Below are 23,441 nucleotides of genomic sequence, written 5' to 3'. Positions count from 1 at the left end.
GACAGCCTACCGGTCGCCCCTGACACTCAGCCTCCGGATACCGCGCAGCGCTCCGATACGGTCGGGGTCGGCTTGCCCGCGGCGGCGTCCTGCACGGCCTCGAGCGCCTCCGAGAAGGTCGAGACCGGAACCACCCGCAGGCCCTTCGGGAGCGAGCTCGGCAGATCGGCGCAGTTCGCCACCGGGAAGAAGAAGAGGTCGGTCCCCGCGCGCTCCGCGCCCGCGAGCTTCTGCGGCAGCCCTCCGATCGCGCCGACCGCGCCCGACTCGTCGATGGTCCCCGTGCCGCTCACCCGCAGCCCTCCGGTCAGGTCGCCGGGCGTCAGCTTGTCGTAGACCGCGAGAGCGAAGATCGTTCCGGCGCTCGGCCCGCCGATCCCCTCGACCTCGACCCGGACCTTCACCGGGATGTCGAATCGGGATCCCGCCAGGATCCCGAGCTGCGGCGAGGATCCCGAGTCCGTCGCCCGCGGCGTCACGCGCACCGTCTGCGATGTCCCGTCCCGATCGATCACGAGCTCGACCTCGCCGTCGGCCCGCTGCAGTCCGTCCCGGAGCTCGGTGAGGCTCGTCACCGGTCGCCCGTCGATCGAGCGGATCACATCGCCGTCCTTGAGAATCCCCACGGACGGCCCGCCGTCGACGACTCGACCGACCACGAGTTCGACGGGTACCTTCCGGCCGAGGGCGTTCAGCGCCGCCACCGTGGCGAGATCCTGCGATGAGGTCATGAGGGCGGCGTTGGCCTCGTCCCGCTGTTCCGCGGTGGTGCCCTTCGGGTAGATCTGCTCCAGTGGCACCAGCTCCTGATTCGGGTCGAGCAGCGCCGGCAGCAGGGAGAGCCAGGAGTTCGGCTTCTGCGGCGTGCCGACCAGGGTCACCGTCAACAGGTTGAGCGTCCCGGAGGTCGGGTAGGTCTTCTCCCCCGAGATCGTGATCAGCGGCGTGCCCTTTCCGCCGCCTTCGACAGTACCGAGCGTGTCGACGACGGGCCCCGGACGCTCGATCGCATAGGGCGACGGGATCACCGAGGCGAGGAGGACGAGGATCACCGCAACCGCGACCGCGTAAAAGAGCGCGCGCCCACGGCGTCCGCCTTCGGGGCCGCGCAGATCGGTGTCATGGAACGCGAGCGATCCGGTGCGAGCGCCTGCTCGCTCTGCGGCGTGGGACGGGGTTTCTGCGGGCACTGCGCCAGAGTAGCCCGTCGAGCCCATGCGCGGACTGAGCGTCGACGGATGACGGTCCGCCCGCCCGGGGACGTTCGCGGTGGGCGCAAAGGAATCCCGGGGAAAACCGCGGATTCCCCGGACGATCCCGGGGGCCTTGCCCTACCGTTGTGGTAACACCAGGAGGTCGGCACATGAGCACCGATTCGCACGATGGCGAGGGCCGCGGGCCCGAAGACGAGCAGAACACCCCTGACGATCAGAACGATCTGCAGCGCATGCTGCGCGAGTTCCTCTCGGGGAACGGTCCCGCGGGCGGGATCGATCCTTCCGCCTTCGCTTCGGCGGCGGGGCTTCCCATCGACCAGCAGGCCCTGCAGGGGCTCATGAACACGCTGCAGAACGCGATGCGACAGCCCTCCGACGGGATCGACTGGTCCGTCACGCGCCGCACCGCGATCGATGTCGCCGCGGAGGGCGGCGAAGGGGGCGATCGCGCGCAGGTGGAGCGCGCATTCCCCGTCGCCGGACTCTGGCTCGACGAGGTGACCGAGGTGGGTGCGGCTCCGGACGCTCCGCGGGCGATCACCCGTATCGAGTGGGTCCAGGCCACCATCGATACCTGGGTGGGATTCGCTGAGCCGGTCGCGGAATCCATCACCCGGGCGCTCATGGAGGCGCTCACCTCCCAGCTCCCCGAGGAGCTCGGCGAGTCGCTCGCCGGCGCAGGACCCATGCTGCGCAGCGTCGGAGGCGCGCTGTTCGCCACGCAACTCGGAACCGTCGTGGGCAAGCTCTCGCGCGAGATCAGCGCGGGCGGCGACATCGGCATCCCGCTCCTCACCGGCCCCGGACGAGAGGGCGGTGCCCTCCTTCCCAGCGGGGTCGCGGCGTTCGCCGAAGGACTCGACCAGGATGCGGAGGCGGTCACGCTCTATCTCGCGGTGCGCGAACTCGCGCACGCGCGGCTGTTCCGCCACGCGCGCTGGCTGCGGCAGCACCTGCTGAGCGCCATCACGGACTACGCGCGAGGGATCCGGATCGATACCGACCGCATCGAGGAGCTGGCCTCGGAGCTCGACATCGAGCGTCCCGAGCAGGTCCAGGAGATGCTCGCCGGCGGCGCGCTCATCCCGCCGAAGACCGCCGAGCAGGAGGCCGCGCACGCGCGCCTCGAGAACACGCTCGCCCTCATCGAAGGATGGGTGGACGCGGTCACCGCCGATGCCGTGTCCCGCCTGCCCGGCGCCGACGCCATCGCCGAGATGGTCCGACGCCGGAGGGCGACCGGAGGCCCGGCGGAGCACGCGTTCGGAACGCTGGTCGGACTCGAACTGCGTCCTCGACGCATGCGCGAGGCCGCGGCCGTATGGCGTCTCGTCGCCGAACGCGGTGGGATCTCCGCGCGCGACGGGCTCTGGGCGCACCCCGACCTGCTGCCGACCGCGGAGGAGCTCGACCATCCGGCCCGCCTGCTCGAGCGCATCGGTCTGGCCGGGGATCCGGAACCGGAGGCCGACGAGTTCGATCGCGAACTGCAGAAGCTGCTGGCGGGCGGACTCGAGGGGCTCGACGGCCCCGCGTCTCCCGCGAACGATTCCGACGGTGATGCGAACCCCGATGAGGAGCCCCGGCCCCCTGCCGTCTGAACCCCGTGGCCGGTGCGGCGGGGCCGAAGCCGTCGGACTTCGCCCCGCACACCGGTCGGGCTCAGCGGCGATCGACCGTCCGCGCTCACGCTCCTGTGGATAGCGGGGCGACACGCGCTCCCGGATCGCACACTGGTCCGCATGCATTCCACCGCGTACGACCTCCCCTCCCCGCCCGACACCGAGCCCGCGGAAGACGTGCGGCTCGACCCCGATCTGCCGCTCGGCTTCGACCGCCGCGGAGCGCTCCGCCTAGGTTTCGACACTCCGGTCGCGCGCATCGACGGCCTCGGTGCCGGGGTGGAGCGGTTCATCGCCGCGCTCCGCGCGCCCGTCCCCCGCTCCCGGCTCGCTCAGGTGGCGCGGCGGTGCGGGGTTCCGACGCAGCAGATCCCCGCGCTGCTCTCCGAGCTCGAAGAGGCCCTGGTACCTGCCGCGCCTCGAATGCGTCCGGGTTCCGCCGTGCCGCCTCCGTCAGAGATGCCGCTCAACGCCAGGCGCGTCAGGCTCATCGGCGACGGCCTTCCCGCGGCAGCGCTCCGGTCGATGCTGGAACGGTCCGGATGCCGCGTGCTTCCGCAGCGCTCGGCACGGGGGCCGGCGGCCCCGGCCGACCTCGTCGTCTTCCTCTCGCGCTTCGGGTGGCCGGTCACCGGTTCGCAGCACGCACTCGCCACGGGCATCCCGCACCTGGCGGTGCGCTTCTCAGACCGGAGCGTCGAGATCAGCCCGGTGATCGCTGGGAACGGCTCCCCCTGCATCACCTGCCTCGCGCTGCACGATCGGGATCGGGATCCGGATCAGGTCGACCTCGCGATCCAGCTTCGGGAGACCGTCCCGGCGAGCGAGACGGCTGAGACGAGCGAGCTCGCAGCCGCTCTGGTGATCCGGGCCATCGCGGACGCGCGACGGGAGGTCTCCCCGGTCTCGGGAGGCGCTCAGGGACTCCGCCTGTCCTGCCGACGCGGCGCGGTTCTCGAGATCCCGTCTCCGAGGCCGGCTCGCCCGCACCCGTCGTGCGACTGCCATTCCTTCGAATCCCGCGAGCTGAGCGAGACCGTCGTGGACACGCCCCGAAGGAACGCTCAGCGCCGCGGATTCGCCGCGACCGGAACGGACCTCAGTGCTCGGTCAGCGTGATGCCGGCTTCGGCAAGGAACCGGGACGGCATCCGCGCTGCTCTGGCGCCCGCGGCGGAACCCGACAGGCGGAGCTCGTCCCGCGCTCGGGTGAAGGCGACGTAGCAGAGACGCCGCTCCTCATCGATGTCCTCCTCGTCTACGGCGTGGGCGATCGGCAGCAGCCCCTCGCTCAGACCGACCACATGGACCAGGGACCACTCGAGACCCTTCGCGGCGTGGATCGCGCTGAGGGTCACCGCTTCGAGGGTGGGCTCATGATGAGCCTTCTGCCGGGCCAGCAGCTCTTCGCTGAACGCGTCCATGGTGGTTCCCGCCGGCATCTCGTCGACGAGGGAGAGAATCGCGCCGAGCGCCTCCCAGCGTTCGCGCTGGGCCGCGCCCTCCGGTTCCTGCGAGGTCCATCCGCACGAGCGCAGCACATCGCTGACCACCTGGAACAGCGGGCGCGGATCGGCGACCTTCGCCTGACCCCGCATGAGCAGTACCGCCTGACGCACGTCCGCGCGGTCGAAGAAGCGCTGTCCGCCGTGCACGCGACTGCCCACGCCCTGGTGCGCCAGCTCCGTCTCCACGCGGGCCGACTGCGCGTTCGTGCGAGAGAGCACCGCGATCTCGGACGCCGGGGTGCCCGCCTCGATGCTCGCTCTGATCGAAGCCGCGACGGCAGCCGCCTCGTCATGCTCGGACGCGAACCACTCGACGCGGGGCAGTTCGTCGCCCTCGGACTCCGGTCGCATCGCGCGCAGCGTGAGCGCCCCGGGTCGATCCCGCATCAGGCGGTTCGCCGTCTGCACGATCGGCGGGGTCGAACGGTAGTTGCGTTCGAGACGGAACTCGCGGGCCCCCGGATACTCGGCGCCGAAGCGCAGCAGCGGCGTGCTCGACGCCCCGGCGAAGCCGTAGATGGTCTGGCTCGCGTCACCGACCACGCAGACGTCGTTCCGATCTCCGAGCCAGACCCTGAGCAGCGCGTGCTGCAGCGGCGAAACGTCCTGATACTCGTCGACGGTGAAGAAGCGGTACCGTTCGCGCACGTGCACCGCGGCGCGCGGCTCGGTCTCGAGCATGCCGGTGAGCAGCAGAAGCACATCCTCGAAGTCGATCTGGCGCCGGGCCTCCAGCAGTTCCGTGTAGGACTCGTGCACCTGAATCAGCTGCTCCGCGCTGAGCCCCTGCGGCACGGGGCGCTCGTCGATCCTGGCGGCGTATCGTTCGAGACTCAGCATCGAGACTTTGCGCCACTCGATCTCGGACGCGATGTCGCGCAGCGCCTCGGACGGCAGACGGAGACCCATCGCCTCGACCGCCTGCGAGACCGCGGCGACCTTGCCCGGCAGCACCTGGGGCGCCGTCCCTCCGACGAGCTGCGGCCAGAAGTGCCCCAGCTGGGCGAGCGCGGCCCCGTGGAAGGTCTGCGCTCGAACGCCCTCGGCGCCGAGCGCTCTGAGCCGGGACTGCAGCTCCCCCGCGGCCTTCCGCGTGAAGGTCACGGCGAGTACCCGGTCCGGCGCATAGGCACCGGACTGGACTCCGTGAGCGATCCGGTGGGTGATGGTCCGGGTCTTCCCGGTGCCGGCTCCAGCGCGCACGGCGACGGGTCCCCTGAGGCACTCCGCGACCTCGCGCTGCTCGGGATCGAGCCCGGCCAGCGGATCCTCTCGGATCATGCCTCGTCCACCCAGCGGTCGATCAGCCACCGGGCGATCGAGAGCGGGCCGGGAAGGCGGACGCCGGGAGGAGGGGTCCGCAGTTCATCGCGCGTGAACCAGCGCAGCTCGGAGATCTCTTCGGGATCGGGAGCCAGGGCTTCCGGATCGAAGCCGGACTGCAGGCTCGCGTGGAAACCGAGCATCAGCGAGCGCGGGAACGGCCACGGTTGCGAGGCGATGTATCGGATCCGATCGACCGGAACGCCGGCCTCCTCACGGATTTCGCGCACCACGGCCTGCTCAGCGGACTCGCCGGCATCGACGAAGCCGGCGAGCAGGGAGAACCTGCCGGTCTCCCACAGCGCGTTCGAGCCGAGCAGGGCACGTCCTTCGTGCTCGACGAGCACGATCACGGCGGGATCGGTGCGCGGGAACAGCAGCGCTCCGTCGGGATCGGTTCGAGACCATCCGCCCCAGCTCGGGTGCGTCGGCCGGCCGTCCGCGGGCGAGAAGCCCGCCGATCGATGCCATGCCGCGAGAGCGAGGCCGGCGGTCATGAGCTCTCGCTCGCAGTCGCTGCGCAGGCCCTCCAGTTCGAGCGGGTTCACCCACGAGACGGAGGCGCCGACCCTCTGCGTGTCGCCGTCATCGGCGGCGCCGAACTCGACGAACACCGGTGCACCATCGATGCGGCCCAGATACGCGTGCTCGTCTCCGAACGCGCCCCGGACGGGCGAAAGCGCGAGCCGGGCGCCGCCGTCCGCCGCAGCATCGAGCACGGGCACTCGGGAACCGCGCAGCACGAGCAGGCGCGCCGCGGGGTCGGACCAAGCCGCGGCGAGCAGCCCGGAATCGGTGCGGGTCGCAGCATCCCGGTCGAGCGTCCCGCTCGAGAGCGGCGGCAACGGAGTCGCGGTCATCCGATCGTCCTTTCTTCCCCGTGAGCTCCCCGCAGATGCGCGTGGCGTACGGCACGAAATGCGCCGCCTGCCTACGCTGAGTGCATGGCCAGCTCCCCATTCACCCTAGCCGCGCTCGCGACCTCCGCGGTGCCCGGACTCACCGTCTCGGCACTGGACATGAACGAGGATCGCAGCGGGGAGTTCGTGTCGGCCAGAATCGTCGGCGACGGCCGCGACCTGCTCGTCCGCGTGCCGCGCACCCCCGCAGCAGAAGTCGCCCAGTCCGCCGAGCTGCTCAGCCTCGCCGCACTCGCCGAAGGCGCGCGGGCCGCGCTGCCTTTCGCCGTGCCCGAGACGCTCGGCCTGACCCGTGCCGGAGACTCCCGCGCGGTCGTCACCACGCTGCTCGACGGAGCCCGCATCGACGTCGAGGACCTCGAATCGGACGCGCTCCTCCTGCAGTCCATCGCAGAAACCATCGCAGCGATCCACGCGCTCCCGACCGCACTGGTGCAGCAGGGCGGCCTCCCCGTCCGGGACGCCGTCGAAGTCCGCGCCCAAGTCGCCCGGCTCGTGGACCGCGCCCAGCGCACCCGCCTCCTGCCCGAGACCGTGCACCACCGGTGGATGGAAGCACTCGAATCCACCGCGCTCTGGGACTTCGCTCCCGCGCCGGTGCACGGCGCCTTCACCGCGGAAGCGATCCTCGTCGCTGACGACCGGATCACCGGCGTACTCGACTGGTCCGAATTCGCCGTCGGCGACCCCGCCGCGGACCTCGCCTGGCTCCTCGCCGCCGGCGACGAAGTCTTCGAATCCGTCCTCGCCAGATACGCCGCGATCAGCGACACCGGCCACGTCGGCTGGATCCGCGCACGCGCCAAGCTCTACCGAGAACTCGAAGTCGCCGAATGGCTCATGCACGGAGTCGAAGCGCACGACCAGGAGATCGTCAGCGATGCCGTCGCCATGCTCGACCGAATGGTCGACCGACTCACCAAACTGACCTCCCCCGTACCCATCCGCACCGGACTCGGCACCGCCGAAGTCGCACAGCTCCTCGAAGAGACCCCCGAAGCACCCGACGGGCTCTCCGAAACCGCCGCGTTCGAAGCGCTCGACGAAGACCGCATGTTCCACGCCGACACCGACTTCATCGAGCCGCTCGACGAGCGCCCGACCGAACCCGGCACCGCGAACGATCCCGAACCCGGAGCATCGACCGAAACCCCCGACGAGTCGCACACCGACGCGCAGGACCCGTCCGAGCACGACCACGCCGACCCATCGGAAACGGCCGACCCGTCGGAAGCCGCCGACCGCGAGGCCGCAGCATCCGACGAGGGCGCCTCCGAGCAGGTCACCGACGTCATCGAGCCCCTCGGCGACGAGCCCCGCAAACGCTGACCGACGCCTGACTCGGCGGGGCCCGACCGGGCGGGGCCCGACTCGACCGAACCGGACCCGGCGTGACCCGCCCAGGCGAACCTCCGCCGGGTGCCGGGTCCTTCCCCGCCGCAAGAATCCGGCGATCTCGCGCCGCAGATCTCAGTCCAGGCGCGCCTCGAGGCTGCGGCGAGCCGTGAACCAGCGCCGCTCCAGTTCGTCGAGACCGAGCGGGTGCTCGTCGCGGAGGATCACGTCGTCCGCGACGTAGTAGAGAGTGGCATCGATCCGGTCGAGCGGAGTGCCCGTCCAGCTCGCCCACGCGTGCCGATACAGCGCCAACTGGTAGAACCGGGTCTCCCGCTCCGCGTCGTCCCTCGGCGCCCGACCCGTCTTCCAGTCGACGATCTCGACCCGGTCCCCGTGACGGAACACGGCGTCGAGCTTGCAGACCAGCCGGTTGCCCGCGAACGGCAGGGAGATCTCCTGCTCGACCGCGATGGGCTGCAACTCGGCCCACTCCGAACGCTCGAAGTTCGCGATGAGCTGCTGCAGCGCGCGCTCCTCATCGTCGTGCCCGTCGACGGGCACGACCGCGGACTCGACGGGCTCGCCGATCACACCGGACGCGCCGAACGCGACCTCAGCGTCGGGCAGCTCCGGCGCGCCGAACGAGTCGGAGAATTCGCCAGACTCTTCGAAGCCCGTGGCATCGATGACCCCGGATTCCCCGGGCTCGACGACGAACGCGCCGTCGCCGAAGCCGGGCAGCGTGAGCCGCGTGCCCACGGCCGTGGAGCTGCGGCGCTCGACCCACTCGTGGAACCGGTTGCCGACGCGCGTGCGCCGGTAGGGGCGCTGCGGAACCGGACGGAGGCGCGCGCGCTCGGCGGCTTCCGGCTCGTCGACGAACTCGTGGAACGTCGACGCGGTGATCCGCTCGACCGTCGCGGCGCGGCCTGCGCCGACACCTGCGCCGAACTCCGCGTCGTCCCCGCTGCGGTCGTCCGCATCGGCGGCCGCGTCGGTGCCGGCGGCCGAGTCGGTCCCAGCGGCCGCGTCGGTGCCGGCGGCCCGAGCGCTGAGCGCGGAGCGCGCCCGCTCGCGTTCGGCGAGGAGGAGCTCGACGATCGGGTCGACCGGCGCACCGCCACCCTCCGACGCGCCGCCCTCGGAGAGGCGTGCCTCGACGGCCCTAGCCGCCCGACGCACCGCGTCGGCGCGGGCGCCCAGCGGGTCGAGTGGCCACTCGAGGACCGTCTCTTCGGACGCGCTCGGATCGCTCTCGTGGGCGCTCTCGGCGGCGATCGCGGGGATGAGCCCGGCATCGGCGAGTTCGATCAGATACGTGGACGCCCCGCGCGCGCGGGTCTGCCCGCCCCAGAACGAGCCACTCAGGAAGAGGCGCTTCGCGGCGCGCGTGACGGCCACGTACGCCAGGCGACGCTCCTCGGCCGCGAAGCGCTCGGCCAGTGCCTCCCGGTAGCCGGTGATCCCATCGCGCACGTCCTGCTGCGTCGACGCGATCCGCCAGGCGAGATCGGGTCGCGCCGCCGCATCGCCGCGGAGCTCGTCGGGCAGCTGGCCCGGGCGAAGCCACCCCTTGGAGTCGCGTCCGCGTCCCGGGAACTCCTGGTCCACGAGTCGGGGAATCGCCACCAGGTCCCACTCGAGCCCCTTCGACCCGTGCACGGTGATGAGCTGCACCGTTCCCGGTTCGGGCTCGGGAACGTGCTCCGCCGCCGCGTCGTCCTCGGTCGCGAGTTCGAGCCAGGCGAGCAGGCTGGGGAGCGTGCCGTCCCGATCGACCGCGAGGAAGGCGTCGACCGCGTCGGCGAACGCGTCGAGGTTGGCGCGGGCGGAGGCGGCCCCGTCGTGACCGCGGGCGGCGTGGGCATCGAGTTCGATGTCGAGCCGCAGGGCCTGCTCGACCGCGCGGAGCAGCTCGGGGATCGCGCCTCCGACGAGCTGGCGCAGCTGCCGCAGCATGATGCCTGCCTCGCGGATCCGCTGCCGTCCGGTCGGACTGATGTCCTTCAGCGCGGTGTGGTCGAGCGAGGCGAGCCCCGCGATCTCGTCGACCGCGTCGATGGTCGTGAACGCCTGATCGGGGTCGGGCAGCACGCCGCCCGTGCTGCGGTCGGCGTCGTCGATGCGCTGATGCGCCACGTCGCGCTCCGCGAACCAGCGCGCGGCCCGGACGAGCCCGCCGAGGTCCGCCACGCCCACGCGGAATCGCGGGCCGCCGAGCAGGCGGACCAGCTCGCTCCCCGCGTCGGCGAACCAGAGGCAGCGCAGCGTGGAGACGAGGTCGGTCACCTCGGGTGTGGTCAGCAGGCCGCCGACGCCGACGATGCGGTTCGGCACGCCGCGATCCGAGAGCGCGCTCGCGAGGGCGGGCATGACCCGCCGGTTGCGGCAGACGATCGCTGCGGTGGGCCACTCGCCCGTCGCCTCGCGGTGCGCCGACCGCGCATCCCGCATCCAATCGGCGAGCGCCGCCTGCTCCTCGTGCAGCGTCTCGGGGTAGGCGACCTCCAGAGTCCCCTCCTGCGCGCCGGGCCTCGGCGCGAGCTCGGGGACATCGATCGCGGCCTCCGACCGCAGGGGGCCGGCGAGCACGTTGGCGGCGCGGAGCACCAGCTCCGGGTTGCGCCAGCTGGTCGACAGGGTGAGGGTCGCGGCGCGCTCGGGGCCCGCTCCGCGGAAATCGCGGTGGAAGGATTCGAGGCCCTCGGCGGAGGCCCCGCGCCAGCCGTAGATCGACTGGTGCGGGTCGCCGACGGCCATGACCGGGAGTCCCGCGAAGATCCGGGACAGCAATCGGGTCTGTCCGACCGAGGTGTCCTGCACTTCGTCGAGCAGCACGGCGCGGCTCCGACGGCGCAGGGCCGTCACCGCGTCCGGTGCGGCGTCGAGGATCCGTACCGCCAGTGCGAGCTGATCGGAGAACTCCATGAGGCCGCGCCTGCGTTTCTCTTCGGCGTAGGCGCGCGCCAGGCGGGTGATCAGCGCCGTCGAACGCACATCGGCGACGGCGTCGCGCACCGGCGCGTAGACCTTGCCGCTCGGCGGCTTGCCGACCTCTTTCTCGGAGTAGGGCAGTTCGACGACCCGAGCGAACTCGTCGATCACCAGGTCCACTCGTTCGAGCGAGGTCAGGTGGTCGGCGACCTCGTGATCCATGCGCAGCACCTGCGAGACGAGCTGCGCGACCGAGCGATCGTCGTCGAGCAGGTCGGGATCGTCGCTCGCGAGCACGACCTCGCGGGCGATCCGCCAGGCCGAGGCCTCGTCGATCAGCGCGGCGTCCGATGCCAGTCCCGCCGAGGCGCCGAACTCCTGCACCACCGATGCCGCGAAGGAGTGGTAGGTGCTCACGCTGGGCAGGTCCAAGCCGTCGGACAGCTGTTCGCGGAGCGCGGCCGCACGCGCGGACTCGGGCGGCGCGAGCAGGCCGCGCTCCTCCGCGTCGTCGAGGGCAGCGGAGAATCCGGCGAGACGGCGGGAGATGCGCTCGCCGAGTTCGCCGGCGGCCTTGCGGGTGAAGGTGAGGCCGAGGATCTGCTCGGGTGCGACGACGCCGTTCGCGACGAGCCACACCACGCGGTTCGCCATGGTCTCGGTCTTGCCGCTGCCCGCGCCGGCGATGACGAGCGCGCTGCCCGCGAGCGGGTGCTCGATCACGCCGCGCTGCTCCGCGGTCGGCGCGAGGACCTGCCCGTCGGGGCCGGCGAGGAGTTCGGCGATGCGGAGGGGGGCGAACACGGGGACGACCGGTTCGCCTCCCTCGGGATGCGTGTGCGGCTGCGGGCTCACGAGTGGCTCACCGCCGGAACAATGTGGATCGCGCAGGATCCGGGACGGTGCGGATCGCTGCAGTGATGCTCGACCCGCGCGGTGAAACGGTCGCCCGCCATGACCCCTGCCGCTGCGCGAACGCGTTCGCGGAACGCGCGCTGGGCGTCCGCGTCGAGCGGCTCCTGCCCGGCCTCGGTGAAAGTCGTTCCGGCGCGCACGGCCTTCGGGTGCACGAACAGGAGCCGTGCACCTCCGTTGCCGGGCAGACCCGCGGGTACGGCGTCGGTCTCGTGCGCGAACGCGCCCATGATGACTCCCAGCTGATAGGCCTGCAGCTGCGCGTGCTCGGCGAGGTCGGCGGCGCTCGGGCGGAATCGGCCCGTCTTGAGGTCGACGACGGACCATTCGACCCCGCCGTCGGTTCGGGTGGTCTGCTCGATCCGGTCGGCCGAGCCGACCAGCAGCGCGCGGTCGATGCGCGCCTCGAAGCGGGCCTCGCTGTCGATCAGTTCGCGATCGGAGCGGGTGAACTGCGCCAGGTAGTCGGCGAGCCCGGTCGCCATGGCCCGGGCCGTGCGCCGTCCCTGCTCGGACTGCCATTGCGACTCGAACGGCAGCCGGTCCCACTCGGCGAGCACCGCGTCCATCAGCGCATCCACGTCGGGAGTCTCGGCGGTCTCCATCGCGTGGTGGAGCAGAGTGCCGAGCCCGGAACTCGCGCCGCCGTCGGGGCCCGCGAGCCGCGACACCACCCAGTCGAGCGGGCACTGCTCGGACTGCTCGAGCTGCGAGGGGCTGACCCGCACGACCGCGTCGGGGTCTCCGCCGAGATCGACGAGCGGCGCGTCCGTGCTCGGCGGGAGCACGCCGTACCAGTCGTCGGGGCGAGCGCCCGGGACCTCGGCGTCGGCCAGAGCGGCGAGGGACGCGAGCGCCACCGCGTCCGCGGGATCGTCCTCGAGACGACGCCGCATCTGCGCGACGGAGCCGCGCAGCGTGAGCCGGGAGCTCGGCGGGGTCGGCACCTCGTGCGCGGCCCCGAACCCGAAGAAGGGGCTCGGATGCTGCTCGTCGTCGGAGACGCCGAGCACGAGCAGCTCGGTGCGAGCGCGGGAGCAGGCCTGCAGGAACAGTCGGAGCTCGTCGTGCAGGGTTTCCCGCCGTGACGGAGGTTCCGCGGGCCCCCCGCGCAACCAGCGTTCGAGCGCCGCGGTGCCCAGCATCGCGCCCCGGCTGCGCAGATTCGGCCAGGCGCCGTCCTGCGGACCGAGCACGCAGACGACGTCGAACTCGCGGCCGACGGCGCCCTGCGGGGTGGTGACGGTGACCGTGCTGCGTTCGCTGCGCCGAGCGAGCGAGTCCTCGGGAACCGCCCGGTCGAGCAGCGCCTCGATGAGCTCGGCCACGGGCTGGCTGCTCGCCTGCTCCTCGTGGCGCTGCAGGCTGAAGAAGAGCCCCAGCACGGCGTCGAGCGATCGGTTCGCCTCATCGGCGACGATGCCGCGACCGGTCAGCGCGTCCTCCTGCCAGCGTTCGGAGAGCCGAGTGCGCTCCCAGATCGCCCACAGCGTCTCGCGTGCGGTGCCGCCGGATTCGGCGACCCCCCGCCCCGCGGCCGCGATGAGACCGATGCGCCGCAGCACGCGCCCGCCGCGGCTGTCGATGAGCGGCTGATCGCCGGGGAACGCGAAGGCCTCGGCGACGAGTCCCTCGATCGCTTCGGGCGGCCGGTCGTCGGCACGCGCCCGACGGCGCTCGTGCAGCGAGAGGCCCGCGCGCAGTCGGCGCAGAGCCACCGGGTCGAGCCCGCCGATGGTGCCTCCGGCGATGTCGAGGATCTCGGCCGGTCGGAGATCCGAGATGCCGAGCGCATGCTGCAGGAGGCGGAGCAGCTCCCGCACGATGCGGTGCTCCCCCGGGACGATGCCGCCCGCGCCGACATCGGTGGGGACCTGGAGTCCGGCGAGCGCCCGGGCCGCCCGGGTCGCCTCGCCGCGGCTGCGGCAGAGCACCGCCATGCGGTCCCAGGGCACCGCGGCGATGCCGTCGAGTCCGAGTCTGCGGCGCCTGAGCCGGTGCGCGACCGCGCCGATCTGCTCGGCCGTGGTCGAAGCCCGAGCGAAGGCGATCCGGCCGTCGCCCGCCTCGGCGCCGTCCGATGCGGCGGTATCGGTAGCCGCGATCGCGGCACGCTGCGCTCCGACGCCGGCCGCGCCGATGCGCCCGCTGAGGCCCGCGACGAACGCGCGGAGCGGCGCCGTCTGGCGGTGCACGAGCTCGAGCACGACCGTCTGCGGTTCGGGGGCGGCTTCGGCGCGGGCGCCCGCGCGTCGGAGCGCCCCGGCGAGATCGCTGAGCACCTCGGTGCTCTCGCCGTGGAACGCGGCCGTCGCGATGTCGGGGTCGCCGAAGACCCAGATGCGCGCGCCGCGGTCGGCCAGCGCTGCGAGCAGCGCCAGCTGCCCCTCGCCGAGGTCTTGAGCGTCGTCGACGAGCACGATCTTGGGCGCCCGGAACTCGACGCCGGACTCGCGCACCGCGCGGGCGGCCGCCGAGAGCAGACCGCTCGCGGAGCGCTCCCCGGGGTGCTCGACGGCGAGCCGCCGTTCGACCGGAACGAGCAGGCGAAGCGCCGCGATCCACCGGGACGCGAGCGCCGCATCCGGCGCCCGCGAGACCCGTTCGCCGGCACTCGCGCGCGCGGCGTCGACGATGCGCTGCGACAGCGCCTCCGAGTCCCAGCCGAAGTCGTCGACGATGCGCGCCAGCTCACGCAGTTCCGCGCGGAACGCCGGGCTCTGCACCGCATCGACGCCGATGAGCTCGCGCACCTCGGCAGACGCCGAGATCGCGGGGTCTTCGATGGTCGCGGAGATCGCCTCGTCGTGCGCCGTTCCGGTCAGCAGGCGGGGCGCCGGCGCGCCCCGGGACGCTGCGTCTTTGGCGAGCAGTCCGAAGGCGAAGGCCGTGAAGGTGCGCGCGGGGGTCGACTCGATCGGTCGGCCCAGGCGGTCCTCGATGCCCGAGCGGAGCCGCCCCGCCGCGCGCCGGTCGGCGGTGAGCACCAGCAGTTCCCGGTCGAGGGAGAATCCGCCCTCGCCCGCCCGATCGGCGGCGTCGGTCGCGGCGCGGATCTCGCCCACCGCGACCTCGATCAGCACCGAGGTCTTACCGCTGCCCGGAGCCCCGAGGATGCGTGCGTGCCGAGCCCGGTCGAGCGCGAGCACGCGCGACTGGGATGGGTCGAAGGAGGGCATGCGGCAAGCCTAGTGAGCGCCCCCGACATCGACGCTCCGAGCACGAGTCGGCGGCCGACAGAGTTCCAGCCCGTGGCAGACTACGGGGACCGGATCCCTCGAACCACCGGAGGTCTTCGCAATGACGCACGCCGCAGCAGCACCGGCACCGCGCACCGAGCGTCGGGCGCGTCGCAGGCCCCGCCGCGCGCTCCGGGCGCTCGGATGGGTGCTCGCGGCCCTCGTCGTGATCGCGCTCGTCGCGGCGGGCCTCGGCGCTTGGACCGTCGCCCGGTCCTTCCCTCAGACCACCGGGACGCTGCCCGCCGAGGGGCTCGACCGCGCGGTCACGGTGCAGCGGGACGCGAGCGGGATCCCCACGATCACCGCGGACACCGGCCACGACCTGTTCTTCGCGCAGGGTTTCGTGCACGCGCAGGATCGGTTCTGGGAGATGGATTTCCGCCGCCACCTGACCAGCGGCCGACTCGCGGAGCTGTTCGGCGAATCTCAGGTCGGGACCGACAGGTTCCTCCGCACGCTCGGTTGGCACCGCATCGCCGAGCAGGAGGTCCGCGACCTGCCGAAGGAGGTCCGCGCCTACTACGAGGCCTACGCGGACGGCGTCAACGCCTACCTCGCGCAGCGATCCGGTGCGGACCTGTCGCTGGAGTACGCGGTGCTCGACCTCCAGAGCCCCGGCTACGCACCCGAGAAGTGGACCCCGGCCGATTCGGTCGCCTGGTTCAAGGCGATGGCGTGGGATCTGCGCACCAACGTGGACGAGGAGTCGACGCGCGCGCTGCTCGCGCGGACGCTCGATCCCGAGAGCCTGGCCGAGCTCTACCCGCCGTACCCGTTCTCGGAGCACCCGACGATCGTCGGGAACGGGAGCGGAATCGAGAACAGGACCGGAAGCGGATCATCGCCCGCGAACGCCGGGTCCCCCGCGAACGCCGGGTCCCCCGCATCCGCCGGGTCCCCCACATCCGCCGGGTCCCCCGCGTCCGCCACCGGACCGATCGGTACCGCGGGCCTGTCGGAGGACACCGCGCGGGCGATCGCGACGGTGGATGCGCTGATCGGCGCCCAGGGCGAGGGCATCGGCTCGAACTCCTGGGTGGTGTCGGGCGCGCACACGGCGACCGGCGAACCGCTGCTCGCGAACGATCCGCACCTGGGCGCGGCACTGCCGTCGGTCTGGACCCAGATGCAGTTGCGCTGCTCGACGGTGGGTCCGGACTGCCCGTTCGCGGTCGCCGGGTTCAGTTTCTCGGGGCTGCCGGGGATCGTGATCGGGCACAACGAGCGCGTCGCGTGGGGTTTCACCAATCTCACGACCGATGTCGCCGACCTGTACGTGGAGCGCATCGACGGCGATCGGTACTGGAAGGACGGGAAGCTGCACCCGCTCGAGACGCGGCGGGAGACGCTGAAGGTCGCGGGCGGTCCGGACGTCGAGTTCGAGGTGCGTGCGACGGGGCACGGCCCCGTCGTATCGGGTCTGACCGATGACTTCACCGCGATCGCGGGAACGCCGCGGATCGGGCGGGGCACCGGATCGACGGAGCGGGCGGAGGCGCCGGGCGCCGGGACGGATCGGCTCTCCGGCGAGTACGCCGTGAGCCTGCGGTGGACGGCGCTCGATCCGGGGACGACCGCGGAGGCGATCTTCCGGCTCGATCGGGCGGAGGACTACGACGACTTCCGTGCGGCGGCCGAGAAGTTCGATGTGCCCGCGCAGAACCTGATCTACGCGGATGTGGACGGCAACATCGGGTATCAGGCGCCGGGCCGGCTGCCGATCCGCGGGGCCGGGGACGGCTGGCTCCCGCAGCCCGGCTGGGACAGCGCGTACGACTGGACCGGCTTCATCCCGTTCGAGGAGCTGCCGCGGAGCTACAACCCGCCCGCCGGGTACATCGTGACGGCGAACAACGCGATCGTCCCCGACTCGTACCCCTACTTCCTCAGCAGGGATTGGGACTACGGGTACCGCGCGGCGCGGATCACGGCCCTGCTCGACCGGAAGATCGCGGAGGGGCCGATCACCGCCGACGATCTGCGGGAGATCCAGGCCGACGACCGGATGCCCGCCGCCGCCTCGCTGCGGCGCGCCTACGCGGGGATCTCGGTGGAGGATCCGAAGGTGCAGGCCGCGCTCGACGGGCTCCGCGATTGGGACGAGCAGAACCGCGCGGATTCCCCCGTCGCCGCGTTCGCGAACGTGCTCTGGAACCGGGTGACGGCGCTGATGGTGGGCGGCGGGTCCACCGCGATCCCCCGGGACGATCAGTCGCGATTCGCCGTGTTCTTCGCCGAGCAGCTGCGGGATCCGGGATCCCGGTGGTGGCGGAACGCGAAGGCCGGGATCACCTCGCGCGAGGCGCTGCTGGAGCGCGCTGCGAACGAGGCGTACGCCGAGCTGGTGCGGGCGCAGGGCTCGGACGCGTCGCACTGGAACTGGGGCGAGCTGCACGCGCTGACCCTGCGCAGCGGGACCTTCGGCAAGAGCGGTATCGCACCCATCGAGGCGCTGTTCAACCGCGGGCCGTTCCCGGTCGGCGGCGGGTCCGGGGTCGTGAACGCGACCGGCTGGGGGCTCGACGAGGGCTACGAGACGTCGACGGTGCCTTCGATGCGCATGGTCGTCGACGTGTCCGATTGGGATGCGTCGCAGTGGATCCACCTGACGGGCGCCAGCGGGCACGCCTTCCATCCGCACTACACCGATCAGACCGGGGACTGGGCCGCGGTCCGCTCGCGCCCCTGGGCGTTCAGCGCCGCGGCGGTGTCGGCGACGACGCGCGACACGCTGCGGCTCGAACCCCGGTGAGCGGCGTCCGCGGGGTCCTGCGCCGACAGCGAACGGCGGCATCCAACCGGGTCCCGGCCCGGCGGCGCGCCATAGACTCGGATCAGATCCGGTGCCCGAGCACCGGCGGCCCGGTCGGCGCGTCGCTCGGTCCGGAGCCATCAGACCACTCACTCAGGAGGCCCCCGTGGAAGTTCGCATCGGCATCATCCAGTCCCCGCGCGAGATCAGCTTCGAGACCGACGCGTCGGCGGCCGATCTGCACGCCGCCGTCGAGGCCGCGCTCGAGGGCGGCAAGTCCGTCGTCAGCTTCACCGACGCGAAGTCCCGCCAGTACCTGGTGCCCGCGGCGGCGATCGCCTACGTCGAGATCGGCGGCGACACCGGGCGCAAGGTCGGCTTCGTCAGCTGACCCCCTGACCCGGCGCTCACGAGCGCGATCGACCGGCGGCCGCGCGCATGGGATTCACTCCCGGCGCGCGGCCGCCAGTTCGTCCACGACCGTGTCGAGGATCGCCTCGGCGACCTCGCGCTTGCTCCCGCCGATCTCGCGCACCATCCGGCCGTCCGCGTCGAGCACCTGCACGGCGTTCTCGGCCGACTCGAATCCCTGCACCCAGCCGACCGCATTGACGGCGAGCAGGTCGACGCCCTTGCGCGCCAGCTTGCGGCGCCCGCGCTCCAGCAGTTCGTCGGCGTCCTCGGCGGTCTCGGCGGCGAAGCCGACGATCACCTGGCCGTCGTGCCGGGCGCGCACGAGTCCGACGAGGATGTCGGGGTTCTCGACGAGTTCGAGGACGGGCGGGGCGTCCGAGTCCTCCTTGCGCAGCTTGGAGTCCGAGACCTCCGCGACCCGGTAGTCGGCGACGGCCGCGGCCATGATCACCGCGTCGGCGCCCGGGGCCGCGCCCTGGGCCGCGGCCTCGAGCTCGGCCGCGGTGCCGACCGGCACCACTCGGACGTCGTCGCGCTCCGAGACGTCGGCCAGCACCGCGGCCTCGACGTTCGCCGCGAGCAGCACGACCTTAGCGCCGCGGTCCGCGGCCGCGGCGGCGAGCGCGACGCCCTGCTTGCCGCTGGATCGGTTGCCGATGAATCGGACCGGGTCGATGGGTTCCCGGGTTCCGCCGGCGGTGACGAGGACGCGGACGTCGTCGAGGTCGTGACGGGACGGCGTCGCCTGCAGCGGTTCGGGTTCGGGTTCGGGTTCCGTTTCGGCCGGGCTCGGTACCGCGGTCGCCGCGACGGTCGCGGGCGGTGCGGGGCTGCGCTCGGGCTCCGGCGCCTCGGCGTGCGGTGCGGGCGCTCCTGCGGGCGCGCCCTCCAGCAGGGCGAGCGCCTGGGCGAGGATCGTCTCGGGCTCGCTCATGCGTCCGACCCCGCTGTCGTCGCCCGTGAGCCGGCCGCGCTCGGGCCCGGCGAAGTGCACGCCCCGGGAGCGCAGGATCGCGATGTTGTCCTGCGTGGCCGGGTGCTCCCACATCTCGGTGTGCATGGCGGGTGCCACGAGCACGGGCGCGCGGGTGGCGAGCAGGGTGGTGCCGAGCAGGTCGTCGGCGAGCCCCGCGGTCATGCGCGCGAGGGTGTTCGCGGTGGCGGGGGCGACGATGACGAGGTCCGCCCGCTGGCCCAGCGCCACGTGACGCACCTCGGGGACGTCCTCGTGCACGGAGGTGGTCACCGGGTGGCGGCTGATGGCCTCCCACGTGGGCCGGCCGATGAAGCGGAGCGCGGCCTCGGTGGGGACGACGTGCAGTTCGTGGCCCGCCTCGACGAGCAGCCTCGCGAGCAGGACCGCCTTGTACGCCGCGATCCCGCCGGTGACTCCGAGAACGATGTTCATGAGTGCCATCATTCCATCCCGCGCTAGACTCCGTCGCCATGTGCACGGTGATCCTCGATGTCCCGACGCGCGCGGACGCGCCGATCCGTCTGCTGGCCGTGCGCGACGAGGATCCGGAGCGCGCGTGGGATCCTCCCGGCGAGTGGTGGCCGGAGGAGCGGCCCGGCGTCGTCGGCGTGCGGGATCGACGCGCGAACGGCGCGTGGCTCGCGGCCGTGGGGCCGAGCGCCGGACCGGGCGACGGTGCGGCGCGGCTCGCGGTGATCCTCAACCGCGGTGAGACGGTGCGTCCGCGCGGAGCGGCGCCGCTCGCTTCCCGCGGCGGCATCGTGCTCGATGCGGTCGCGGGGATCGAGCCCGCCGACCCGCCGGGGACCGCTGCGTTCAGCCTCGTCGAGGTGTCGACCGCCGGCGCGCGCGTGACCGAGTGGGGCGGGTCCGATCTCCGACGGGCGCGGCTCTCCCCCGGGGTCCACATGCTCGCCCACGACGGCGTGGACGACCGCGCGACCGCGCGGATCGCCCACTGGCTGCCGGAGTTCTCCGCGCTGCGCGAGCAGGGTTCCGGGTCCGGATCCGAGCCGTTCCCCGAGTGGCGGGAGCGCTGGATCTCGCTGCTCGCCCGCAGCGCCGAGCTGGGGCCGACGGACGATCGGGCGATCATCCGCGACAATCGCCCGCACGGTTACCCCACCCTGTCGCTGCTCGTGTGCGTGGCGGAGGTCGGCGACGCGGGCATCGATCTGGTCTCCGCGGTGCTGCGCCGCCCGGGCCGCTGGGGCTCACCCGCGTTCGGTGCTCCGCTCGCCCTGCGCTGAGGCGGTCAGCGTCGCCCGAGGCGGACGGCGACCTCGAGGTGCTTCGTGTGCGGGAACATGTCGAACAGGCGGCCCTCGCGCACCGCGTAGGACGGCATGGCCTCCAGGTCGCGCGCCAGCGACTCGGGGTTGCAGCTCGAGTAGACGACGTTCGCGATGCCGGAGCGCTCGAGCCAGTCGGAGAGCTCCGGCCCGATGCCGCGCCGGGGCGGGTTCACGACGACGAGCTCCGGCATCGGCTCGGAGCCGGCGGGGACCCCGCCGTCGAGCGCGAACGCCGTGGCATCCGCGGCGATGAACCGCGCGTGCAGTCCCGCATCGCGTGCGCTCCTGCGGGCGGAGCGCACGGCCGCCTCGGTCAGCTCGACCCCGACGACCTCGCGCGCCGCGGGTGCGCCCTCGGCGGCTTCGGCCTCGGCGCAGTGCAGCGCGAACCCGCCGACCCCGCAGTAGAGGTCCCAGAGCGACCGGGGCCGGGCCTCGGCGACCCAGTCGGCGACCTGGGCGTAGAGCTCGCGCGCCACGGCGGTGTTGGTCTGGAAGAAGCTCTGCGGCAGCAGGTGCAGATCGATCGGGCCGAGCCCCATGCGCAGCGAGGATCCCAGCAGCAGCTCCTCGTGCTCGCCCTCGAGCACCGCCTTGTGCTCGGGCAGCAGGTTGACCGAGATGACCGCGGCGTTCGGCACGGCGGCGCGGATCGCGTCACGGGCGTCGCGCAGCGTACGCAGCGCGCGCTCGCTGCGCACCACGAAGCGGAGCATCAGTTCGCCGGACGGCGCCTCGGTCACGTGCACGAACTTGAGTTCGCCCCGCCGCTCGGGTACCGAGTAGGGCGGCAGCCCGGTCCCGTCGAGCAGGGAGGCGAGCCGCGGGATCACCGCGGCGATGCCGGGCGACTGGATCGCGCACTCGCGCAGGTCGACGCCGCGCCCGTCGGGCCCGAGGATCCCGAGCGTGACCCGGCCGCGCCGTCCGCCGACCACGAGCTTCGCCCGATTGCGGAAGCCGCGATCGCCCGCGGTGAACGCGGGCAGCCAGGCGTCATGCGGCACGCCGGGCAGCAGTTCGGCGCAGCGCGCCTGCTTGTCGGCGAGCTGCGTGTCGTAGGGGGTCTCGATCAGCGCGCAGGACCGGCATTCGCCCGCGACGAAGTACCGGCACCGCAGCTGCCCCTCGTGCGGCGAGCCGGCCGCGACGAGCGGGATCCCGGTGCGCTCAGGCCGTGAGCCCAAGCCGGTCCATCCGTCGAATGTGATCGGCGATCAGCTCGGTGAACACCGGCTCGACCTCGCTCGCGATGAACTCGCGGTGCTCGCTCAGCCCGAGCACCGCCCGGGAGACCAGCAGCGTGTCGCCCACGAGGCGGCGGCCCCAGAGCGCGAGCCGGTTGGCGAGCTTCGGGTCCGCGGCGATCTCGGCGGCCAGCAGTTCGCGCAGGGCGACCCGGCCCGGGTCGTCCTCCAGGATCTCGATGGCTTCGCCGCGATAGGGATCGGTCAGCCCGTGCGCGAGGCTCGCGAAGAATCCGTCGAACAGACCGCCGACGAGGTACAGCGACAGCACGTGCTGATGCCAGTCGGCGACGTCGATCCGCTCGATGTAGGCGTCGATCACCGAGCTGTACGGCTGCATCGCGGTGTGCGCCTCCTTGCCGCGGCGCCGGATCTCATCGGTGAAGCGCTGGTGCTTGGCGAGGGTCTGGCCCGCGACCCGGGCGAGCACCTCCTTCGCCTCGAGCGTCGCAGCGCCCGAGACACCGCGCGTCGCCGCCTCGTACAGCTCCAGCTGGAGGTACGCGGTCAGGCCGAGGAACGGCAGGATCCCGGGGGCGAACTCGGCGAGCTCGACGCGCACCGCCTCGTCGGATTCGCTCCGCGTACGCATCTTGCGTGCGGGCGCAGACGACTTGCGCAGGTTACGGATCCACTCGAACACCCCGTCAGTGTACCGGCGTCGGAGCCCGGCCCCGGCATAGACTGGTCGCCGTACGCAAATCAGACTGCTGCCGCCGCGGAGCGGCAGCGTGCTCCGCTCGGAAGAGTCGAATCAGCGCGGAGCCGACATCCCACGAGACAGGACGCACGTGACCACTTTCACCGAACTCGGCGTCGACCAGGACATGGTCGACGCGCTCGCAGGGGAAGGCATCGTCGACGCCTTCCCCATCCAGGAGCAGACCATCCCGCTCGCGATCTCGGGCCAGGACATCATCGGCCAGGCCAAGACCGGCACCGGCAAGACCTTCGGCTTCGGCCTCCCGCTGCTGCAGCGCATCGGCACCTACCCGGAGCCCGGCGTGCAGGCCCTGATCGTCGTCCCGACTCGCGAGCTGTGCGTGCAGGTCTACGAGGATCTCGAGCTGGCCGCGAAGAACCGCGGGGCCACGGTCGTCCCGATCTACGGCGGCAAGGCCTACGAGGGCCAGATCGAGCAGCTGAAGGCCGGCGCCCAGATCGTCGTCGGCACCCCGGGCCGTCTGCTCGATCTCGCGAGCCAGCGCCTGCTGAACCTCGGCAACGTGCGCGAGATGGTGCTCGACGAGGCCGACAAGATGCTCGACCTCGGCTTCCTCGCCGACATCGAGAAGCTCTTCGCCAAGACCCCGGCGACGCGGCACACCATGCTGTTCTCGGCCACCATGCCCGGCACCATCGTCACCCTCGCGCGCCGCTTCATGTCGAAGCCGATCCACATCCGCGCGACGGATCCCGACGAGGGCCAGATGCAGGCCAACATCGAGCACATCGTCTACCGCGCGCACTCGCTCGACAAGGACGAGGTGATCGGCCGGATCCTGCAGGCCGAGGGCCGCGGCAAGACCGTCATCTTCATCAGCCACACGCCCGCGGAGGTAGTGCGCGTCGCCGACGAGATCACCGTGCTCCGTTCCGGGGTCACAGAACCCGTGATCCGGCGGCAGGCCGCCACCGTGGAGTCGCTGGCCCGCATGATCATGGGCGGTGATCCGGATCCCGGCGACCCCGCTCCCGCCGGGAAGCCCGGCGACGTCGTGCTCCGGTGCGAGGGGCGG

At 72.4% G+C, this 23,441-nt stretch carries 15 protein-coding genes; 7 read left to right on the top strand and 8 right to left on the bottom strand.

Annotated features, from left to right (window positions below):
* Positions 1-26: 26 nt before the first annotated feature.
* A complete protein-coding gene (locus XM48_RS09845; protein WP_197074187.1) occupies positions 27-1,190 on the bottom strand; it encodes a PDZ domain-containing protein in 1,164 nt (387 codons plus the stop codon).
* Positions 1,191-1,363: 173 nt separating this feature from the next.
* Between XM48_RS09845 and XM48_RS09840 the strand changes: the two genes are divergently transcribed.
* Together XM48_RS09840 and XM48_RS09835 are read left to right on the top strand one after the other, a co-directional pair.
* Positions 1,364-2,818, top strand: a complete 1,455-nt coding sequence (locus XM48_RS09840; RefSeq protein ID WP_046455640.1) for a zinc-dependent metalloprotease — start codon at positions 1,364-1,366, stop codon at positions 2,816-2,818.
* 141 nt (positions 2,819-2,959) lie between these two features.
* Complete coding sequence (locus XM48_RS09835; protein WP_046455639.1) at positions 2,960-3,958, top strand: hypothetical protein; 999 nt, start codon at positions 2,960-2,962, stop codon at positions 3,956-3,958.
* On the opposite strand, the gene XM48_RS09830 is transcribed toward XM48_RS09835, so the two are convergent.
* Positions 3,939-5,627, bottom strand: a complete 1,689-nt coding sequence (locus tag XM48_RS09830; RefSeq protein WP_046455638.1) for an ATP-dependent helicase — start codon at positions 5,625-5,627, stop codon at positions 3,939-3,941. The two genes, XM48_RS09835 and XM48_RS09830, sit on opposite strands and share 20 nt — an antisense overlap.
* Positions 5,624-6,529 carry an NAD(+) diphosphatase gene (gene nudC, locus XM48_RS09825; RefSeq protein ID WP_046455637.1) on the bottom strand — a complete coding sequence of 302 codons (906 nt, stop codon included), beginning with the start codon at positions 6,527-6,529 and terminating at the stop codon, positions 5,624-5,626. Before nudC ends, XM48_RS09830 begins: the two co-directional genes overlap by 4 nt.
* Before the next feature lie 84 nt (positions 6,530-6,613).
* Here nudC and XM48_RS09820 point away from each other — a divergent pair, with 84 nt between their 5' ends.
* Positions 6,614-7,918 carry a phosphotransferase gene (locus tag XM48_RS09820; RefSeq protein ID WP_046455636.1) on the top strand — a complete coding sequence of 435 codons (1,305 nt, stop codon included), beginning with the start codon at positions 6,614-6,616 and terminating at the stop codon, positions 7,916-7,918.
* Between the two features lie 141 nt (positions 7,919-8,059).
* Here XM48_RS09820 and XM48_RS09815 read toward each other — a convergent pair whose 3' ends face one another.
* Positions 8,060-11,716, bottom strand: coding sequence for an ATP-dependent helicase (locus XM48_RS09815; RefSeq protein ID WP_052961427.1), 3,657 nt, complete (start codon positions 11,714-11,716; stop codon positions 8,060-8,062).
* Positions 11,713-14,955 (bottom strand): UrvD/REP family ATP-dependent DNA helicase, encoded by a 3,243-nt coding sequence (locus tag XM48_RS09810; protein ID WP_046455635.1) that lies wholly within the window; start codon positions 14,953-14,955, stop codon positions 11,713-11,715. The genes XM48_RS09815 and XM48_RS09810 overlap by 4 nt, the downstream gene beginning before the upstream one ends.
* 121 nt (positions 14,956-15,076) lie before the next feature.
* Here XM48_RS09810 and XM48_RS09805 point away from each other — a divergent pair, with 121 nt between their 5' ends.
* Together XM48_RS09805 and XM48_RS09800 are read left to right on the top strand one after the other, a co-directional pair.
* Positions 15,077-17,770 carry a penicillin acylase family protein gene (locus XM48_RS09805; protein WP_046455634.1) on the top strand — a complete coding sequence of 898 codons (2,694 nt, stop codon included), beginning with the start codon at positions 15,077-15,079 and terminating at the stop codon, positions 17,768-17,770.
* 166 nt (positions 17,771-17,936) lie between these two features.
* Positions 17,937-18,161 (top strand): DUF3107 domain-containing protein, encoded by a 225-nt coding sequence (locus XM48_RS09800; protein WP_046455633.1) that lies wholly within the window; start codon positions 17,937-17,939, stop codon positions 18,159-18,161.
* 54 nt (positions 18,162-18,215) lie between these two features.
* On the opposite strand, the gene XM48_RS09795 is transcribed toward XM48_RS09800, so the two are convergent.
* Positions 18,216-19,592, bottom strand: coding sequence for a phosphopantothenate--cysteine ligase family flavoprotein (locus XM48_RS09795; protein ID WP_046455632.1), 1,377 nt, complete (start codon positions 19,590-19,592; stop codon positions 18,216-18,218).
* A 38-nt stretch (positions 19,593-19,630) separates the two neighbouring features.
* Between XM48_RS09795 and XM48_RS09790 the strand changes: the two genes are divergently transcribed.
* The gene (locus tag XM48_RS09790; protein WP_046455631.1) at positions 19,631-20,410 is read left to right on the top strand and encodes an NRDE family protein; all 780 of its coding nucleotides are present in this window, start codon (positions 19,631-19,633) and stop codon (positions 20,408-20,410) included.
* Positions 20,411-20,415: 5 nt separating this feature from the next.
* Here XM48_RS09790 and XM48_RS09785 read toward each other — a convergent pair whose 3' ends face one another.
* Both XM48_RS09785 and XM48_RS09780 read right to left on the bottom strand, forming a co-directional pair.
* Positions 20,416-21,576, bottom strand: a complete 1,161-nt coding sequence (locus tag XM48_RS09785; protein ID WP_046455672.1) for a methyltransferase domain-containing protein — start codon at positions 21,574-21,576, stop codon at positions 20,416-20,418.
* 49 nt (positions 21,577-21,625) lie between these two features.
* Entirely contained in the window at positions 21,626-22,345 is a 720-nt protein-coding gene (locus XM48_RS09780) for a ferritin-like fold-containing protein (RefSeq protein ID WP_052961426.1), read from the bottom strand.
* Positions 22,346-22,493: 148 nt separating this feature from the next.
* On the opposite strand from XM48_RS09780, the gene XM48_RS09775 reads away from it, so the two are divergent.
* Positions 22,494-23,441, top strand: a 948-nt coding sequence (locus XM48_RS09775; protein WP_231580862.1) for a DEAD/DEAH box helicase, incomplete at its 3' end; no start/stop codon positions are given.

It is taken from the genome of Leucobacter sp. Ag1 (assembly GCF_000980875.1).
Taxonomy (GTDB): Bacteria; Actinomycetota; Actinomycetes; order Actinomycetales; family Microbacteriaceae; genus Leucobacter; species Leucobacter iarius.
The sequence above is the reverse complement of the archived record's forward strand: the minus strand, read 5'-3'. Positions and strand labels throughout refer to the sequence as shown.

Bases quoted from the DNA above. Each gene is read 5' to 3' on its own strand.
- XM48_RS09840 (WP_046455640.1), top strand. From the start codon at position 1,364: ATGAGCACCGATTCGCACGATGGCGAGGGCCGCGGGCCCGAAGACGAG.
- XM48_RS09835 (WP_046455639.1), top strand. From the start codon at position 2,960: ATGCATTCCACCGCGTACGACCTCCCCTCCCCGCCCGACACCGAGCCC.
- XM48_RS09830 (WP_046455638.1), bottom strand. From the start codon at position 5,627: ATGATCCGAGAGGATCCGCTGGCCGGGCTCGATCCCGAGCAGCGCGAG.
- nudC (WP_046455637.1), bottom strand. From the start codon at position 6,529: ATGACCGCGACTCCGTTGCCGCCGCTCTCGAGCGGGACGCTCGACCGG.
- XM48_RS09820 (WP_046455636.1), top strand. From the start codon at position 6,614: ATGGCCAGCTCCCCATTCACCCTAGCCGCGCTCGCGACCTCCGCGGTG.
- XM48_RS09810 (WP_046455635.1), bottom strand. From the start codon at position 14,955: ATGCCCTCCTTCGACCCATCCCAGTCGCGCGTGCTCGCGCTCGACCGG.
- XM48_RS09805 (WP_046455634.1), top strand. From the start codon at position 15,077: ATGACGCACGCCGCAGCAGCACCGGCACCGCGCACCGAGCGTCGGGCG.
- XM48_RS09795 (WP_046455632.1), bottom strand. From the start codon at position 19,592: ATGAACATCGTTCTCGGAGTCACCGGCGGGATCGCGGCGTACAAGGCG.
- XM48_RS09790 (WP_046455631.1), top strand. From the start codon at position 19,631: ATGTGCACGGTGATCCTCGATGTCCCGACGCGCGCGGACGCGCCGATC.